This window comes from Brevirhabdus pacifica, from assembly GCF_002797755.1.
Lineage (GTDB): Bacteria > Pseudomonadota > Alphaproteobacteria > Rhodobacterales > Rhodobacteraceae > Brevirhabdus > Brevirhabdus pacifica.
Genome location: NZ_PGFI01000011.1, coordinates 723,023 through 739,553, shown reverse-complemented (window position 1 = coordinate 739,553; position 16,531 = coordinate 723,023). Strand labels below are relative to the sequence as shown.

At 69.4% G+C, this 16,531-nt stretch carries 15 protein-coding genes; 10 read left to right on the top strand and 5 right to left on the bottom strand.

Annotation, left to right across the window (positions count from 1 at the left end):
* Positions 1–91: 91 nt before the first annotated feature.
* The 3 genes from merA to CLV77_RS03715 form a co-directional block, all read right to left on the bottom strand.
* Positions 92–1,507 carry a mercury(II) reductase gene (gene merA / locus CLV77_RS03725; RefSeq protein ID WP_076979197.1) on the bottom strand — a complete coding sequence of 472 codons (1,416 nt, stop codon included), beginning with the start codon at positions 1,505–1,507 and terminating at the stop codon, positions 92–94.
* A 116-nt stretch (positions 1,508–1,623) separates the two neighbouring features.
* On the bottom strand, positions 1,624–1,953 hold the full coding sequence (locus CLV77_RS03720) for a heavy-metal-associated domain-containing protein (protein ID WP_076979198.1): 330 nt from the start codon (positions 1,951–1,953) through the stop codon (positions 1,624–1,626).
* 14 nt (positions 1,954–1,967) lie between these two features.
* Positions 1,968–2,375 (bottom strand): mercuric transporter MerT family protein, encoded by a 408-nt coding sequence (locus tag CLV77_RS03715; protein ID WP_233128034.1) that lies wholly within the window; start codon positions 2,373–2,375, stop codon positions 1,968–1,970.
* Positions 2,376–2,756: 381 nt separating this feature from the next.
* Here CLV77_RS03715 and CLV77_RS03710 point away from each other — a divergent pair, with 381 nt between their 5' ends.
* From CLV77_RS03710 to CLV77_RS03670, 9 genes are all read left to right on the top strand, one after another.
* Positions 2,757–3,092: an NADH-quinone oxidoreductase subunit A gene (locus tag CLV77_RS03710; RefSeq protein WP_076979199.1), complete on the top strand. Its 336-nt coding sequence runs from the start codon at positions 2,757–2,759 to the stop codon at positions 3,090–3,092.
* Positions 3,089–4,018, top strand: a complete 930-nt coding sequence (locus tag CLV77_RS03705; RefSeq protein ID WP_076979200.1) for a hypothetical protein — start codon at positions 3,089–3,091, stop codon at positions 4,016–4,018. The genes CLV77_RS03710 and CLV77_RS03705 overlap by 4 nt, the downstream gene beginning before the upstream one ends.
* Positions 4,015–4,920, top strand: a complete 906-nt coding sequence (locus tag CLV77_RS03700) for an NADH-quinone oxidoreductase subunit H (protein ID WP_076979201.1) — start codon at positions 4,015–4,017, stop codon at positions 4,918–4,920. The genes CLV77_RS03705 and CLV77_RS03700 overlap by 4 nt, the downstream gene beginning before the upstream one ends.
* The gene (locus CLV77_RS16580) at positions 4,917–5,840 is read left to right on the top strand and encodes an NADH-quinone oxidoreductase subunit J family protein (RefSeq protein WP_083707695.1); all 924 of its coding nucleotides are present in this window, start codon (positions 4,917–4,919) and stop codon (positions 5,838–5,840) included. Before CLV77_RS03700 ends, CLV77_RS16580 begins: the two co-directional genes overlap by 4 nt.
* Entirely contained in the window at positions 5,837–6,142 is a 306-nt protein-coding gene (gene nuoK, locus CLV77_RS03690) for an NADH-quinone oxidoreductase subunit NuoK (RefSeq protein WP_076979202.1), read from the top strand. The genes CLV77_RS16580 and nuoK overlap by 4 nt, the downstream gene beginning before the upstream one ends.
* Entirely contained in the window at positions 6,139–8,121 is a 1,983-nt protein-coding gene (locus tag CLV77_RS03685) for a proton-conducting transporter transmembrane domain-containing protein (protein WP_076979203.1), read from the top strand. The genes nuoK and CLV77_RS03685 overlap by 4 nt, the downstream gene beginning before the upstream one ends.
* Position 8,122: 1 nt before the next feature.
* Positions 8,123–9,622, top strand: a complete 1,500-nt coding sequence (locus tag CLV77_RS03680) for a complex I subunit 4 family protein (protein ID WP_076979204.1) — start codon at positions 8,123–8,125, stop codon at positions 9,620–9,622.
* Positions 9,623–9,630: 8 nt separating this feature from the next.
* A complete protein-coding gene (locus CLV77_RS03675; RefSeq protein WP_162781873.1) occupies positions 9,631–11,028 on the top strand; it encodes an NADH-quinone oxidoreductase subunit N in 1,398 nt (465 codons plus the stop codon).
* A gap of 97 nt (positions 11,029–11,125) precedes the next feature.
* Complete coding sequence (locus tag CLV77_RS03670; protein ID WP_197685763.1) at positions 11,126–12,160, top strand: DMT family transporter; 1,035 nt, start codon at positions 11,126–11,128, stop codon at positions 12,158–12,160.
* Between the two features lie 7 nt (positions 12,161–12,167).
* Here the strand turns inward: CLV77_RS03670 and CLV77_RS03665 are convergent, their stop codons facing one another.
* Positions 12,168–14,618 carry a GcvT family protein gene (locus CLV77_RS03665; protein WP_076979205.1) on the bottom strand — a complete coding sequence of 817 codons (2,451 nt, stop codon included), beginning with the start codon at positions 14,616–14,618 and terminating at the stop codon, positions 12,168–12,170.
* Between the two features lie 123 nt (positions 14,619–14,741).
* Positions 14,742–15,623 carry a sterol desaturase family protein gene (locus tag CLV77_RS03660; RefSeq protein WP_076979206.1) on the bottom strand — a complete coding sequence of 294 codons (882 nt, stop codon included), beginning with the start codon at positions 15,621–15,623 and terminating at the stop codon, positions 14,742–14,744.
* An 87-nt stretch (positions 15,624–15,710) separates the two neighbouring features.
* Between CLV77_RS03660 and CLV77_RS03655 the strand changes: the two genes are divergently transcribed.
* Positions 15,711–16,397 carry an ArsR/SmtB family transcription factor gene (locus CLV77_RS03655; RefSeq protein ID WP_236861015.1) on the top strand — a complete coding sequence of 229 codons (687 nt, stop codon included), beginning with the start codon at positions 15,711–15,713 and terminating at the stop codon, positions 16,395–16,397.
* Positions 16,398–16,531: the final 134 nt, after the last annotated feature.

The window sequence follows — 16,531 nt, the reverse complement described above, 5'->3', positions numbered from 1 at the left end:
AACGGCAGACGCCATCTGCGCAACCGCGCCCGGAACGCCCCCCTGGTCGACGCACCCGTAATGCCGACCAGGGGAGGCCCCGCGCCCGGTATCAGCCGGCGCAACAGGACAGAGCCGCCACGTCCTTCTCGAACGTCTGGGCGGCAAGTTTCAGCCCTTCGACCGTGGTAAGATAGGGCATGATCGTGTCGCCCAATTCCTCGTAGGTCATGCCCGCCTTGATCGCCATGGCGGCGGTCTGGATGCTGTCGGCCCCCTCGGGCGCCAGGATCTGAGCGCCCAGAAGGCGTTTGGTTTCGGCCTCGGCCACCAGCTTGATCAGGCCGCGCGTGTCGCGGGCGGCAAGGGCGCGGGGTACCGCATCAAGCGGCAGGACCGATGTCACGACCTCGTGGCCCTGATCGATCGCTTCCTGCTCAGACAGGCCCACACCCGCGACCTGCGGATCCGAGAAGACGACCCAGGGCATCGCCCCGTTGTCATAGCCGCGCCCCTCGTTGCCCATGGCGCTGCGGGCGGCGATCTTGGCGCCGTAAGCCGCCATGTAGACGAACTGATCCCGCCCGGTGACGTCGCCGGCGGCCCAGATCGTGGAATTGGCGGTGCGCATCTGGGCGTTGACCTCGATACCGCCGCGCGCATCCGTCTTGATGCCTGCGGCCCCGAGGTTCAGACCCTCGACATTGGGCAGCCGACCGGTTGCCAGCAGCAGGCGCTCGCCCCGCAGCTCCTCGCCATCGGTGACGGTCAGGCACACGCCCTGCCCGTCCTGGCTGACCCGTTCGTAGCTGCGGGTGCGGTGCAGGCGGATGCCCTCGTGGGAAAGCTGACGCTCCAGCTCGCGCGAGATCTCGGGCTCGGCCCCCGGCAGAACGCCGCGGCGGCTGATCAGCGTCACCTCGACCCCGGCACGGGCGAAGATCTGGGCAAGTTCCACCCCGATGTAGCCCGCGCCCAGCACCAGCATGGAAGCCGGCAGCGCCGTCAGCTCCAGCGCCGAGGTGCTGTCGAGCGTTTCGACCCCTTCGATGCCGGGGATCGGCGGCACATGGGCGCGCGAGCCGGTGGCGATGATGACCTTGCCCACCGCGAAGGGCGCGCCATCCACGGTCAGCTTGCCCTCGTCGCTGAACCGCGCCAGCCCCTCGATGTAGGTGACGTTCTCGTGGCGCGGCAGCACGTCGATGTACTTGGCGCCGCGCAACTCGTCGACCAGGCTCTGCTTCTGGGCGACGGTGGCGGCCCAGTCGGTGACGCGCGCCTCGGCCTCGATCCCGTCGAAACGGCTGGCGGCGCGGGCATTGTGCAGGGTCTCGACCGCGCGGATCAGCGCCTTGGACGGCACGCAACCCACGTTCACGCAGGTCCCGCCGATTGTGCCCGATCCGATCAGGGCCACCCGGGCCCCCGCTTCGGCGGCGGTGATGGCGGCCGAAAAGCCGGCGGATCCCGCGCCGATCACCGCAAGGTCATAGGCGCCGTTGTTGTAGGAGCAGCAGTCTTTCATGGGTAGGCATTCCTTGTCTTGCGGGCCGTGTCGTGCAGGGGTCGGCCCGGTCCCGCGGTTGCCCCGCAAGGACCGGCCCGACAATGGGCTTTCGCCCGTGATGCTTTCGCCTGTGATCAGGAGCCTTTTTCGGCCTTGTCTTCATCTGCCTCGGGGTCGACGGCCAGCGTCGCGCCATATCCCACGCCGGTCACGGCGGCGATCAGGGCCTCGGGGTCGGTCACCGCGTCATCGTAGTTGACTAGGTAGGTGCCATCCTCGAAGTCGCCCTCGATGAAGTCCACGATCTCGACGGTCTCGACCTTCTTCAGGGCGGTGGCGACGATGTAGCTGCACGAGGGGCAGGTCAGCCCGGTGACGTCAAGGCGGGTGGTTGCGGTCTCGGCCTGGACGGCGGCGACGCTCAGCAGCAGGGCCGCGGCGGCGGGGAGAAGTCGGTGGATCATGTGAAGCCTCATGTTCAGAAGGTAAGAAGGAACGGGGAAATGACGGGGAAGACCAGGGCCAGCAGCACCAGCACAAGCGCGCCCCAAAGCACCGCGCGCATCACCCGCCGGTCGAGGGGTCTGGCACAGGTGCCATCGGCACAGGTCTCGGCCGGAACGGGCCGGTAGGCTTTCCAGAACCCGTAGGCCAGCGCGGCGGCGGCGAAGCTGAAGGTCAGCCACTTGTAGGCGTAAAGCGCGGTCAGCTGCCCGATGAAGACACCCGACACGCCCATGCTGATCAGCACGAGCGGCAGGATGCAGCATGAGGACATCGCCAGCGCGCCCAGGATACCTGCGCCCGTCGCGGCCCAGCCGCTCTTGTCGGACCGGGCGGCGGTGTCGTCGGTCCGGTCCAGGTCTTGCATCGTTTCGGTTGCCATCTTCGCGGTCTCCTTGCCGGTTGATGAGGGGAACTTGGGGTCTGTAGCCACTACAGGATCAAGAGGAAATCTCACTCGGTCCGATCACACAAGCGCGAGCACTCTCTGCAAGGCGTGGGGCGCGGCCCACTTGGGCTAAGGGTTCTGCCCTCCCTTCAGCCCCCCTCTCAGCCGGTCACCAAACACGTGGGGGGTCCAGCGCAGGTTCCTGCAGTGTAAGGTTTATTTCGGCTCTGCGCCCTCGCCCGGCGGGGAGGTTTTTGCGGGAACCCGCCGGTTCCCGCGACGTTGCGTCAGAGAGGGACATGACCGATCCGGCAACGGGGACACCCCACGGAAAGGCGCGTTGGCGGCCCCTCGGAAGGCTGGAAAGGACGTTGGGTGGACGCGCTGTTGATCATTGCCGCATGGACCGGGCTGGCTGCGCTGGCGGCCTGGGGAATGCAGCGGCAGGCCGGTGCGACAGCCCCTCTGGCCGCGCCATTCCTGGGCGGCGGCACCCCCGACACCCACGCCTGGCAGCGATACCACTTCCGCCCCTACACGATGGCGCTGGTCTTCATCGCGTTCGAGATGGAGATGATGTTCATGTACCCTTGGGCGGTCGTCTTCGTCCGCGAGGGGGCGAAGGCCCTGGCCGAAATGGGGATGTTCCTGGGCATCCTGTCGGTGGGGCTGCTCTACGGCTGGCGCGAGGGGATCTTCCGGTGGCAATGAGCTGGCTGCGCACTCTGGCCGCCGGGGCGGCCGCGCCGATCTACCCGTCGATCGGCGCGGGCATGCTGGCCGAGGTCGAGCAGCTTTTCGCATCTGCCCCCGGCCTGCGCCGTGCCGCAAGCCCGCGCGATGCCGCCCTGCTGCTGGTGGCGGGCGATATCCCGGCCGAGGCCCGGCCCGCCCTCGACCGGCTCCACGATCAGCTTCCCCATCCCCGCCGCACCCTCGCCTGGAAGGCGGGCGAGCCATCCACGCAAATCTCGGCGCGGCTGAACGAGGCTTGGCGCGACCTGGCCCACGGCGCGCCAAGCGAGCCGGATCGCCTTCCCGACGAGCCGCCAAACCCCTGGCGCGGCATCGGCCCCCACGGCCAGGGCGGCAAGGGAATGATGGGAGGCACGCCCCGGGGCCGGCCGATGGCGATGACGGGCGCGGACATCCGCGACGGGCTGGAGCTTGACCGCTACACCGCGCGGGTGGGTCCCTTCGCCCCCATGCTGCCCCCGGGCCTGACGCTGGAACTGACCTTGCAGGGGGACGTGATCGTCGAGGCACACGTGCTGAGCCTGCCTTTCCCCCAGCCGGAAGAGGCCGACCTGCCCGCCCTTTGCGCCGCGCGGATGCTGCGCCTGCTGGGCCTTGAGGGGGCGGCCGACCGGATGACGCGCGGCCACGCGCCGCGCGCCGCCTGGATCCGCGGTGCCGTGCCGGCGGGGCTGGGCGCGTGGCCTGGTGCGGGGGATGCGCGCGACCGCCTCGACGCCTGGCTCTCGGGCCGACAGGAGGGCGGCGCACCCCGGGACCCCGCCCGCGCCCTGCCCGGGCTGGAATGGCACGAGGCGACGCTGCTTCTTGCGTCATTCGCGCCAGGCACGCTGCGCCGCGCCTTGGCTGAGGCACAAGATCTGCAGGAGATCCCGGCATGAGCGTCCTTCTGGCAGCGGGCGTGTTGGTCGCACTGGCGCTGGGGATCTGGCTGGGGGCCTGGTTCGACCGGCTGGCCCCGGCGCTGGAAGGGGGCCGCGCGGCCGGGCCCATGGCGCCGCTGCGCGACTGGGCCGCCCTTCTGATCCGCGATCAGGCAGAGACGGAGGCACCCGACCGGATGAACCGCCTGCTCGCCCCCGCATGGTACCTGGCGCTGGCGGCGATCGGACTGTCGGTCGTGCCGGTCGCCGAAGGCCTGGCCCTGTGGCACAGCCCCGTCGGCATCGTGGTCTGGGGCAGTTGCGAGGCGCTGATCGTCATCACGGTTTTCCTGCACGGCTGGTCGCCGAACGCGCCTTTCCCCCTGATCGGTGCCTATCGCTATGCCGCCATCGGCCTGCCGGTGATGCTGCCGTCCATGTTCGTTCTGATCGCCGCCGCCCTTCCCGCCGAAAGCCTGTCGCTGATAGCGATCGTCGACAGCCAGCGCGACAGTTGGAACCTTGTGCGCCAGCCCCTCGGCCTGCCGCTGTTCCTGGTCGTGGGACTGACCCTGACCCTGCGCGGGCCGCTGGATTTCGCGGGCGGGGTCGACATCGCCGGCGGAACCTCGGCCGAGGAAAGCGGCGCGGGGCTTTTCCTGTGGCAGGTCGCGCGGTTGGCGACGCTGGTGGCCTTCTCGGCGCTTGCGGCGGCGGTGTTCCTGGGCGGCCCGCTGGGCCCGCTGCTGCCGGGTCCCGTCTGGCTGGCGCTGAAGACGGCGCTGGTGATGGCACTGACCGTGCTGGCAGGGCGGCTGATCGCACGCACCACCCCCTCACGGATGCTGCACGTGCTGTGGGTCTGGCTTCTTCCGCTGTCCTTCGCGCATCTGGCGGTTTCCGGGATGGTGGCCCTGTGACGGACCTGGCGATCATCCTGCTGGCCCTGTTCGGCGTCTGGACCGGATGGCGCGTGTTCCGGGTGGATTCGATGGTGCGGGCCAGCTTCGCGCTGATGCTTTCCTTCATCGCCACCGCCGGCATCGGGCTGCTGCTGTCGGCCCCCTATATCGGGGTTGCGACGGTCTTCATGATGGCGGTCGAGATGCTGGTGATGGCGATCTTCATGGTGATGTTCATGATGAACCCCGCCGGACTCAACCCCATGAGCATGGTCCACCAGCACCGGCTGTCGATCGGCGCGGGGGTGGTGGCCTTCGCGGGGCTGGGCGCGGCGGTACTTCTGTCGGACCTGCCCGACAGCCCGGTCGCCCCGGGCACCGACGTGGTCGCGCAGCTTGGGTTCGAACTTCTGGGCCCCTCGATGCTGATATTCGAGACGGCCGGGGTCACGTTGCTGGCGACGATGCTGGGCGCGGTGATCCTGTCCTCTCGCCAGGGTCGCTTTGGCATGGCCGACCACGGTTCGCGCCCGCCCGGGCTGGAGCCCGGCGGCGCCCCCGCCGGTCGCCGCCCCGAGAAGGGGGGCGGTCATGGGCACGGGCATGGAGGACATGGGGGCCACGGAGATGGCGGCCATGGCCGCGCAAGCGACGACCACGGCGGCGAGCATCGCGGGCACATGAGCGACGGCGATCACGAGGGACACGCAGGGTACTCCCCCGACGGTGCGATGGGCGCACCCGGGCCGGAGCACGGAGCGACTCATAGGACGCCCGCGAAGTCGGAGCACGGCGGCGAACACCGGACGGCGCATGGTCCAGGGCATGCACCCCAGGACCAGAAAGCGGCGGACGCCCCCCAAGAGGACGCCGCCCCCAACGCTGACCCCCATGCCCACCACCGCAAGGGAACCGGACACGACGGAGACGACACATGACCCTCATCATCGTTCTCCTGGCCGCCTCGGCCCTTTTCGGCATTGGCCTTTACGGCGCTCTAAGCCAGCAAAGCTTCGTGATGCTGATGATGGGGTTAGAGCTGATGTTGAACGGTGCCCTGCTGGCCATTATCGGATTCTGGAGCCGCGGGCTTGGCGGCATGCCCGAGGGGCAGCTGCTGGCGATCATCGTCATGGCCGTGATGGCGATCGAGATGGCCATTGGATTTGCCTTGGTGGTCGCGCTCTACCGCAAGCGACAGGCCGACGTGACCGAGGCGATCGGGACCCTGAAGCGATGATCTGGACCCTGCCCCTTGTGCCCGCGCTGGCCGGGCTGGCGATCTGGGCGATGGGCGACCGCCCGGGGCGCGCCCTGCCCGGGGCCGCAGCCTTCTTCGCGGCGGCGGCGACGCTGCTGCTGGCCGCCATGCTGCCCGAGGGGGCGGCCCCGCTGCACTGGGCCCCGGGGCTGGAGCTTCGGGCCGGACTGCCGCCGATGGCCCGGGCCGTGGCGATCACGGTCGCTGGCGTGGGAATGGCGGTGCTGCTCTATGCCGCCGCGCAGGAGGCCGCGACCGGGCTGGGTCGGCTGCTGGGAATAATGCTGATCTTCGTGGGGGGCATGCAGATGGTCGTCATCGCCGACGACCTGCTTGCCCTGCTGATCGGGTGGGAGGTCATGGGCGCCTGCTCCTGGGCCCTGATCGGCCACCGCTGGCGCGAGAGCGCACCCATGCGCTCGGCCAACTATGCCTTCGTGATGACGCGCGCGGGCGACATCGGCCTGTTCGTGGCGCTTTTCGCCGTCTTCGCCGGCACCGGCAGCACAAGCTACGCAGCACTTGGTCAGCTTGAGGGCGGCATGCTGGGCGTAGCGGCGTGGGGCCTGCTGGTTGCGGCGGCGTCGAAATCGGGGCAGCTGCCCTTCGCACCCTGGCTCTTTCGCGCCATGGACGGGCCTGCGGCGGTCTCGGCGCTGCTGCATTCGGCGGCGATGGTGGCGGCGGGGGTCTACTTGCTGGCCCGGCTGGGGCCTGACCTTGCGGCGGCCCCCGGATTTGCCCCAGGGGCGCTGGCGGTCGGCCTTGCCACCGCCGTCGCCGGCGGGGTGGTGGCGATCCGGCAAACCCACGCCAAAAAGCTTCTGGCCGGATCGACCTCGGCGCAGATGGGCCTGATGATCGCGGCGGTCGGGGCGGGATTTCCCGGCGTCGCGATCCTGCACCTGGTCGTTCACGCCGCGTTCAAGGCGGCCCTCTTCATCGCGGCGGGTATCGCCCACCACGCCACAGGCAGCCACGACTTGCGGGACATGGCGCTTGGCCGGGCGATGCCCCGGGTCGCGCTTCTGGTGCTTCCGGCCGCATTTTCGCTGGCGGCGGTGCCGCCGCTTGCCGGTGGCTGGAGCAAGGAGGAGATCCTGAAGGCGCTGGAAGCCGCGGGGCCGGTCGCGAGCGCGCTCGGTGTGCTTGCCGGTGGCCTTTCGGCCGCCTATGCCGCGCGGTTCGCCATCCTCGCCTTCGGCCTCGGTCGGGAAGAGCGGCTGCCGGTGCCCGCGGCAGCCCGCGCGGCAATGCTGCTTCTGGGCGCGGCGACGCTTGCGCTGTCGCTTCTGTGGGTGCCCACGGTCTCCGAGGCCGTGCTCGATTGGCTGGGCGCGGCCGCGCCCCGGGGCAGCACCGGCTGGCTGATTGCCTCGCTGGCGGCGATGGGCGCCGGTCTGATGGCCGGCTGGGCCGGGGCCCGCGCGCCCTCCGCCCCGCCGCACCACGAATGGCTGGGGCTTTCGGCCCTTGTCGACGCGGCAATCGTTTCCCCCTTCGATTGGATGTCCCGCCATGCCGCCCGGCTGGATGACGCGGTGATCGACGGGATGGGCGTGCCCCGCCGCGATGACGTGCCCCCGGGGCGGGGCGCGCTGGCGCTGGCCGTGCGGGGTGCCACCGGGACCGCCAGCCTGGCCGCGCGGTTCGACGACGCCTGGATCGACGGGCAGAGGGTGACGCCCCGGAGCCGCCTTACCCCCGGGCACGCCACTCGCCCTGCCCCGGGCGGCGGCGCGATCGCCCTTCTGACCCGTGCCACGGCCGCCCTGGCCCGCATTGCCGGTCGCGGGGGTGAGGCCATTTCGGACCTGATCCCCGAGGGCAGTGGCCGCGTCGCGGGGCTGGTTGGCGCAGACCTGCGCCGGGTTCAGACCGGGATGGCCCATCACTACTACGCCCTGCTGCTGGCCGGCACGTTCGCGGGCGCCCTGTTCCTGATTTTCGGAGGCTGACGTGCTGACACTTTCCGTTCTCCTGCCGCTTCTCGCCGCCATCGCGCTGGCCCTTCTGCCACGGATCGGCGACCGGATGGCGCGTCTTTTGGCCGTCGTCTTCACCGCATTGCCAATGGTGCTTCTGCTGGCCGTCTGGATGACCGATCCCCCTTCGGGCGGCTTCGCGGCCCAGTTCGAGGCGCCCTGGATCCCCTCCCTCGGGATCGCCTGGCGGGTCGGTGTCGACGGTATGTCGCTGGCGCTGGCCCTGATGAGCGCGCTCATCTTCCTGGCCGCCGCCGCCTGGCCGATGCAGATCGCGCGCGCCCGCGCCTATTACGCCTGGATCCTGTTCCTGACCGGCGTGTCGCTGGGCCTGTTCGTGACGCTGGACCTGGTGATCTTCTACGTCTTCTTCGACCTCAGCCTGGTGGGGATGTATTTCCTGATCGGGCGCTGGGGTCACGGCGACGCCCAGCACGCGGCGCTGAAATTCTTCGTCTACACCCTGGCCGGATCGCTTCTGATCCTGATCGCGATCATCGTGCTGGCCCTGTCGATGCCGGAACTGACCTTCGACATGCGCGCCATCATCGCCGCCCCGCCCCTTGCTGCCCTGGCCGATGGCGGCACCGTGGTGCCGGGCCTGGTGTTGCTGGCGCTGGTGGTGGGCTTCGGGATCAAGACGCCGTTGTTCCCGCTGCACACCTGGCTACCGCCCGCCCACGTCAACGCGCCGGGTCCTGCATCGGCCATCCTGGCGGGGGTGCTGCTGAAGATGGGAACCTACGGGCTGGTGCGGCTGGGGCTTCAGATGATGCCCGAGACCTTCGCCCGCTGGGCTTTCTGGATCGCGCTGCTGGCGCTGGCCTCGATCCTGTGGGGGGCCATCGTCGCCTATGCCCAGCCGAACCTGAAACGACGCATCGCCTACACCTCGGTCAACCACATGGGCTACACCGTGCTGGGCATCGCGGTGGCGGGCTCTGCCGCGGGGACCGAGACCGCTCGCGCCCTGGCCCTGACCGGCGCCGTGGTAGAGATGATCGCCCACGGGCTTATCACCGGGGCACTTTTCCTTGTGGCCGGCGTCTTCTGGAAGCGCACCCAGGACTACGAGATCGCCCATTACGGCGGCTTAGCCGAGGAGGCGCCCCGGCTTGCCATGATGGCGACGCTGGCGGCCTTTGCCTCGCTGGGTCTTCCCGGGCTGGCCGGTTTCGTGGCCGAGCTTCATATCTTCCTCGGCGCCTTCGCGGTCTACCCCTGGGTGGCGGCAGCGGGGCTGCTGGGCCTGCTGATCACGGCGGCGCTCTTCCTGCAGCTTCTGCGCGCGGTCTTCTTCGGACCGCGCCCCGCCGAGGGGGGCGTGGCACGTTTTGCCGACCTCGACCGCACCGAGATGGCGATCCTGTCGGCGCTGCTGGCGCTGGTCGTGCTGATCGGGATCTGGCCCCTGTGGCTGCTTGAGCTGATCGATGCCGCCACCATCCTGGCCGCCCCGGGCGGGGGCGGCTGATGCAGGGCATGTCCGACATGCCCCTGGGCGACCTCGCGCCCGAGCTTGCGGTGCTGCTGGGGGCGGTGGGCGTGTTGCTGCTGGCGATGCTCCTGCCACAGCGCCACCACCGGCTTTGCGCCCCGATCACCATCCTCGTCCTGGCCAGTGCCACCGCTCTGGCCCTGTCGCAGGCGGGGGCGGAGCGGTTCACCTTCTCGGGCACTTTCCGGCTGGACGCCGCCACGACCTGGGGGCGGGTGATGGTCCTGGGACTGACCGCCCTCTGCGTCGCCATGACCCCCGCCTGGATGGAGGATGACCGGCGGCACGGGGAATTCTACAGCATGATGCTGCTGTCGGCCCTGGGCGCAATGGCGATGATCGGCGCCGCCGACCTGATGCAGATGCTGATGGGGGCGCTTTTGTCCTCGGTTACGGGGTATGTCCTGGCGGCCTATCATCGAGACTGGGAAATCTCGCTTGAAGCCGGGATGAAATACTTTCTTCTCGGGGCACTGGCCAACGCGCTGATGGTCTTCGGCGCCATCCTGGTAATGGGCCTTGGCGGCAGCACCGACTACCAGCAGCTTTCCAACGCCTTTCCGACCGAACCGCTGGCGCTGGTGGGGCTGGCCTGCGTCGTCTTCGGTCTGTTTTTCAAGCTGGGTGCAGTGCCCGGCCACGCATGGGTCCCCGACGTGGCCGAGGGCGCGCCCCTGCCCGCCGCCGCCTTTCTGACGGTCGTGCCCAAGATCGCGGGCGCCATCGCGCTGGCCCGGCTGGTCGCGCTGGTCCCTGCCGAGGCGATGCCCCTCTCGGCGCTGGTCGCGACGGTGGCGGCCCTTACCATGACATGGGGAAACCTCTCGGCCATGTGGCAGGAGGATCTGCGCCGGTTGCTGGGCTGGTCCTCGGTCTCGCAGACGGGATACGCGCTGATGGCGGTGGCGGTGCTGGGTCGGGCCCCCGATGCCTGGGCCGCGCTGATCGCCTTCATGGGGGTCTACGGACTGGCCAACATCGCCTGTTTCGCCGTCGTCGCCCACCTGCGCGGCCGCACCGAATTGGCTGGCTGGGCCGGGATCGGGCGGCAGCATCCGCTCGCCGTTTCCATCCTGGCACTGGGGTTCCTTTCACTGGTGGGCATCCCGCCGCTGGCCGGCTTCCTGGGCAAGTTCGCGTTGTTCAAGGTCGCCCTGGATGGCGGCATGGCCTGGCTGGCCCTGCTGGCGGTGGCCAATACCGTGTTGTCCCTGTTCTACTATTTGCGGGTGCTGGGACCGGCGGTGATGGGCACGCCCGAGAAGAGTGCCGCGACGCTGGGCCGGGCGAACCTGTGGATCGGGGCACTGGCGGCTGTGGGCGTCGTTCTGCTGTTGCCCTGGGCCTGGCAGGACCTCTGGCGCGCGTTGAGCGGGGGCTGAGGCGGGCCCAGCCAGCCCTGGCCGAAGGGGCACGCGGCTTGACTTGCCGCGCGGTTGCAGGGACTGCTCGTGCGGATTTTCCGAGCTTGGAGGCCAGATGACCCCCGCCCCCACCGACCTGGCACCCACCGACCTGGCCGCGAACGAGCGGCCCGCCGCCGCGCCGGGCAGCAATCCCGGGGCCGGGCACATGCTGGGCGTACTCTTCTGTCTCTTTGCCGCGACCGCATGGGGCACCACCGGCACCGCGGCCACCTTCGCGCCGGGGGTGGGGCCGTTGGCGATCGGGGCGGCGGCCATGGGGTTCGGCGGCTTGCTTCAGGCCTTTGTCGCGCGGCGCGGCATTCGCGCCCATTGGCCGGTGCTGCGCGCGCGCCTGCCGCTGCTGGCGCTGGGGGCGGTGGCGGTGGCGGTCTACCCGCTGGCCTTCTACGCCTCGATGCGGCTGGCGGGGGTGACCATCGGCACCGTCATTTCCATCGGCGCGGCGCCGGTCATCTCGGCGCTGATCGAGAACCGGCTGGAAGGGCGGCGCCTGACCCTTCGCTGGGCCATCGGGGCGGCCATCGGCTTGAGCGGCATCGCCTTGCTGAGCATGACCCCGCACGCCCCCGGCTCGCCCGTCACGGGTGCCTCCGGCACAGCGGCGCCGGATGTCGCTTTGGGTGCCGCACTCGGGCTGCTGGCGGCCGCGACCTATGCGCTTTATTCCTGGACGTCCCGCCGCCTGATGCACCGCGCCGGGGGGCATGCGGCCCTGCCGTCACGGGTGGCGATGGGGGCGACCTTCGGATTGGGGGGGCTTCTGCTGATGCCGGTGCTGGCCGCGACGGGGGCGGCATTCCTGGAGGGGCCGGTCAACCTGGCGGTCGGGCTTTACATGGCCGTCGTGCCGATGTTCCTGGGCTATCTGGCCTTCGGCGCGGGGTTGGCGCGGGTGCCGGCAAGCACCGCAACAACCATCACCCTGTTCGAGCCCGTGGTCGCGGCGATCCTGGCCATCCATGTGGTGGGCGAGATGCTGACGCCGCGGGGCTGGCTGGGGGTGGCACTGGTGATCGCCTGCCTGCTGTGGACGAGCTGGCCCATGGGCCGGGCGCGCCGCTGCACCCGGAAGAGCGCGGCGGGCTGAGTGCCCCCTACATGCGGACGCGTTCCGATGTCGGATCGTAGATCGGGCGCAGGAAGGCTTCGGCCGGGACATGCCTGCCGGCCACGTCGATGCTGTAGGCCGAGGTCAGCATCTCCTCGACACTCTCGCCCCGCTGACGGCAGGGGACATAGCCCAGACCCACCGCCCCACCGACCGCATGACCGTAATTGCCCGAGGTCAGGTGCCCCACGATCTGCCCGTCGCGCAGGATCGGTTCGTTGTGGTGCAGCAACGGGCCGGGGTCGGTCAGGCGGAACTGCATCAATCGGCGCGTCAGACCTTCCTCGCGCCGGGCAAGAACCGCGTCGCGGCCGATGAAATCGCCCTTGTCGGTCTTGACGGCAAAGCCCAGTCCCGCCTCCAGCACGTGATCCTCGTCGGTGATGTCATGTCCGAAATGGCGGAACCCCTTCTCGATCCGGCAACTGTCCATCGCGTGCAGACCACAGAGTTTCAGGCCGTGGTCGGCCCCGGCCTCGACCAGGGTCTCGAAGACATGGGCCGCCTGGTCGGTGGGCACGTAAAGCTCCCAGCCCAGCTCGCCGACATAGGTGACCCGGTGGGCGCGGGCGAGGGTCATGCCGATCTCGATCTCGCGGGCTTGGCCGAAGGGATGGGCCGCGTTCGTCAGGTCCGAGGGGGAGACCGCCGACAGCAGGTCGCGCGCCTTCGGCCCCATGACCGGCAACACGGCCTCGGCGGCGGTGACATCGGTGATGACCACGAATTCCTCCCCCAGGTGCCGGCGCAACCAGGCCAGGTCGCGGTGCAGCGTGGCGGCGGGCACGACCAGCAGGAAGGCGGTCCGCGACAGGCGGGTGACGGTCAGGTCGCATTCGATGCCGCCGCGCGGGTTCAACATCTGGGTATAGACGATGCGCCCCGCCGCCACGTCCATCTGATTGGCGCAGAGCCGTTGCAGGAATTTCAGCGCCTGCCCCCCTTCGACCCGGATCTTGCCGAAGGAGCTCATGTCCAGCAGGCCCACGCCTTCGCGCATGGCCATGTGTTCGGCGCGGCTGTTCTCGAACCAGTTCTGCCGCCCCCAGGAATAGCGATACTCGGCCGGCTGGCCCGGCTCGGCGAACCAGTTGGCGCGCTCCCACCCCGCAAGTTCGCCGAAGACGGCGCCGCGATCTTTCAGATGCCCATGCAGGGCCGAGCGGCGGATGCCGCGCGCCGTCTCCACCTGGCGGTAGGGGAAGTGATCGGCATAGAGCAGGCCCAGCGTCTCGGTCACGCGCTCGCGCAGATAACGGCGGTTCTTCTGGAAGGGCTGGGCGCGGCGGATGTCCACGTCCCACAGATCGAAGGGCGGCGCGCCGTCCTCCATCCACTGGGCCAGCGCCATGCCCGCCCCGCCCGACGAGACGATGCCGACCGAGTTGTATCCCGCCGCGACCCAGTAATTGTCGATCTCGGGCGCCTGACCCAGGTAATACCTGTCATCCGGCGTGAAGCTCTCGGGCCCGTTGAAGAATGTGTGGATCCCGGCCTCGGCGAGGACCGGCATCCGGTTGACCGCGGCCTCGAGGATCGGCTCGAAATGGTCGAAATCCTCGGGAAGCTGGTCAAAGCAGAAATCTTCCGGAATTCCGCCCATGCCCCATGGCTTTGCCCGGGGCTCGAAGGCGCCCAGCAGGATCTTGCCCGCATCTTCCTTGTAGTAGGCGCATTCGTCGGGCACCCGCAGGACCGGCAGGCGGGCCAGGTCTGGGACCGCCTCGGTGACGATGTAGAAATGCTCGCAGGCGTGCAGCGGCAGGGTGACGCCGTCGCGGGCGGCCAGATCGCGCCCCCACATGCCGCCACAGTTCACCACGTGCTCGGCGGCGATCGTGCCCTCCTCCTCGCCGCGGGACCAGGTGACGCCGGTGACACGGCCCTCGGCCTGGTGGACCGCGCCGACGCTCACCCCCTCGACGATGCGGGCGCCCATCTGGCGCGCCCCCTTGGCCAGCGCCAGGGCGATGTTGCCGGGATCGGCCTGACCGTCGCCGGGCAGGTGCACGCCCGAGACCACGCCGTCGATGTTCAGGTGGGGGTAGAGTTCCTTGATGCCGGCGGGCGACAGGTCGTGAACCTCGACCCCGAAGGCGCGCGCCATCGCGGCCTGGCGCAGCAGCTCCTCGCGCCGCTCATCGCTGAGGGCAAGGGAGATCGAGCCGCATTGGCGCAAGCCCGTGGCTAGGCCGGTCTCTTCCTCGAGCCGGGCGTAGAGGTCGGCGGAATATTTCGCGAGACGGGTCATGTTCTGGCTGGCCCGCAATTGTCCCACCAGCCCCGCCGCATGCCAGGTGGTCCCGCAGGTGAGCTGTTTGCGTTCCAGCAGAACTATGTCGCGCCAGCCCAGCTTGGCCAGGTGATAGGCCACCGAACAGCCCGATATGCCGCCGCCGATGATGACGACCCGTGCCCGTGTCGGAAGATCGCCCATGTCCCTGACCCCGCGGTTGGCTGCGCATGAACCATCGGGGGGGTGTCGTGAAAAATCAATTGATTTGCGGCCCTATTGCGCGTGGCGACCGGGGCGCCGCCATTTGGGGGCGGCACCGCCCGTCTACTCGCCGGGGCGGGGCGTGACGCGCTCCGCCCCCTCTTCCCGGCGATAGGCACGGGGATCCAGCGCGCCGCCGCTGGCCGGCCCGCGCAGGGGCTGAAGCAGCATCCGGTCCAGCCACAGGTCGCGGCGGGTTCGGAACTGTTCGATCCCGATCTCCATGCCGGTGTGACCCTTGGCGGGCTGTGCCAGGTAGGTCCCGAACAGCCGGTCCCACCACGGCAGGTTGAACCCGTAGTTGGAATTGGTTTCGCGCGGGTCGGTCGAATGGTGGACCCGGTGCATGTCGGGGGTGACGATCAGCCAGCGCAGCACCCGGTCCACGGGTCGCGGCAGGTCGATGTTGGCATGGTTGAAAAGCGCGCTTGCGTTCAGCACCACCTCGAACAGCAGAACGGCCACCGCGGGCGGGCCCAGCGCCGCCACCACCGCCAGCTTGATCCCCATCGACGCCAGGATCTCGACCGGGTGAAAGCGCAGGCCGGTGGTGGCGTCGAAATCCAGGTCAGCGTGATGCATCCGGTGCAGCCGCCACAGGCCCGGCACGGCGTGGAACATCACGTGCTGAAGGTAGATCGCAAGGTCCAGCACCATCATCGAGACGAGGACCGAGAGCCATCCCGGCACCGCGAGGTTGTTCAACAGCCCCCAGCCCCGGTCCTCGGCCATCAGGGCCAGACCCACCGCCAGCATGGGAAAGCTGAGGCGCAGGATGATCGTGTCGACAACCACCAGCGCCAGGTTGTTCGACCAGCGCAGGACGCGGGGGATCTCCAGCCGGCGGCGGGGGGCGGCAAGCTCCCACAGGGCCATGGCCGACAGAACGCCCAGGAAGGCGACCAGCCTGACGAGGGATTCGGATGACAGGAGAAGATCGCTCATTCGGCACCTTGGGGCTTGAGGGCGATTGATGATATGCTATCATTCAATCTAATACTTGAATGTTATGTATGCGGGGTCCCCATGTCAATGAATGCCAAGCAGGCCCTCCTGGCCGAATACGCGCTGATCGCGCGCGCCCTTGCCGCCCCCGCCCGCCTGATGCTGCTGGAACAGCTGGCCCAGGGCGAGCGCGGGGTCGAGGCGCTGGCGGCCAAGACGGGGCTGAGCGTTGCCAACTGCTCGCAGCACCTGCAACAGCTTCGCCGCGCGGGCCTTGTCACGGGCGAGCGGCGAGGCAAGGCTGTGGTCTACCGCCTGACCGACTCGGGCACCCTTCAGATCCTCGAGCTGATCCGCGACGTGGCCGAGCGCAACCTGGCCACCGCCGAGCAAATCCGCCGCCAGCTTTGGGATGGCGAGACGCCGCCCGAGCCCATCGGCCGCGACGAGCTGGAGGCGCGCCTGGCCGAGGGGACCGTGACGATCCTGGATGTTCGCCCCGAGGACGAGTTCGCGGCCGGTCACATACCCGGTGCCCGCCACGTCAGCCCCGCGCGGCTGGAAGAGATGCTGGCCGAGCTGGAAGGCAAAGGCGGCACGGGCGGAGCCTTGGGCGAGATCGTCGCCTATTGCCGGGGCCCCTACTGCATCTATTCCGACCAGGCGGTGCGGATGCTGCGGGCCCGGGGCCTCAACTCTCGCCAGATGCGGGGCGGCCTGCCGGACTGGCGGGCCGAGGGCCGCGCTGTCGAAACCGGCCCGGCGGGCGGCTGAGCCCGCCTTTACCCCCATCCAGCCAAGCACCGATATCCGCTCGTGAAAACGGCGCCGGCGTTCAAACGCCGCCCTCCCCCACGCCCCCTCGGATGCAAGTTTCTTGATACGCCTCGCCATTGCGTTATCTATCC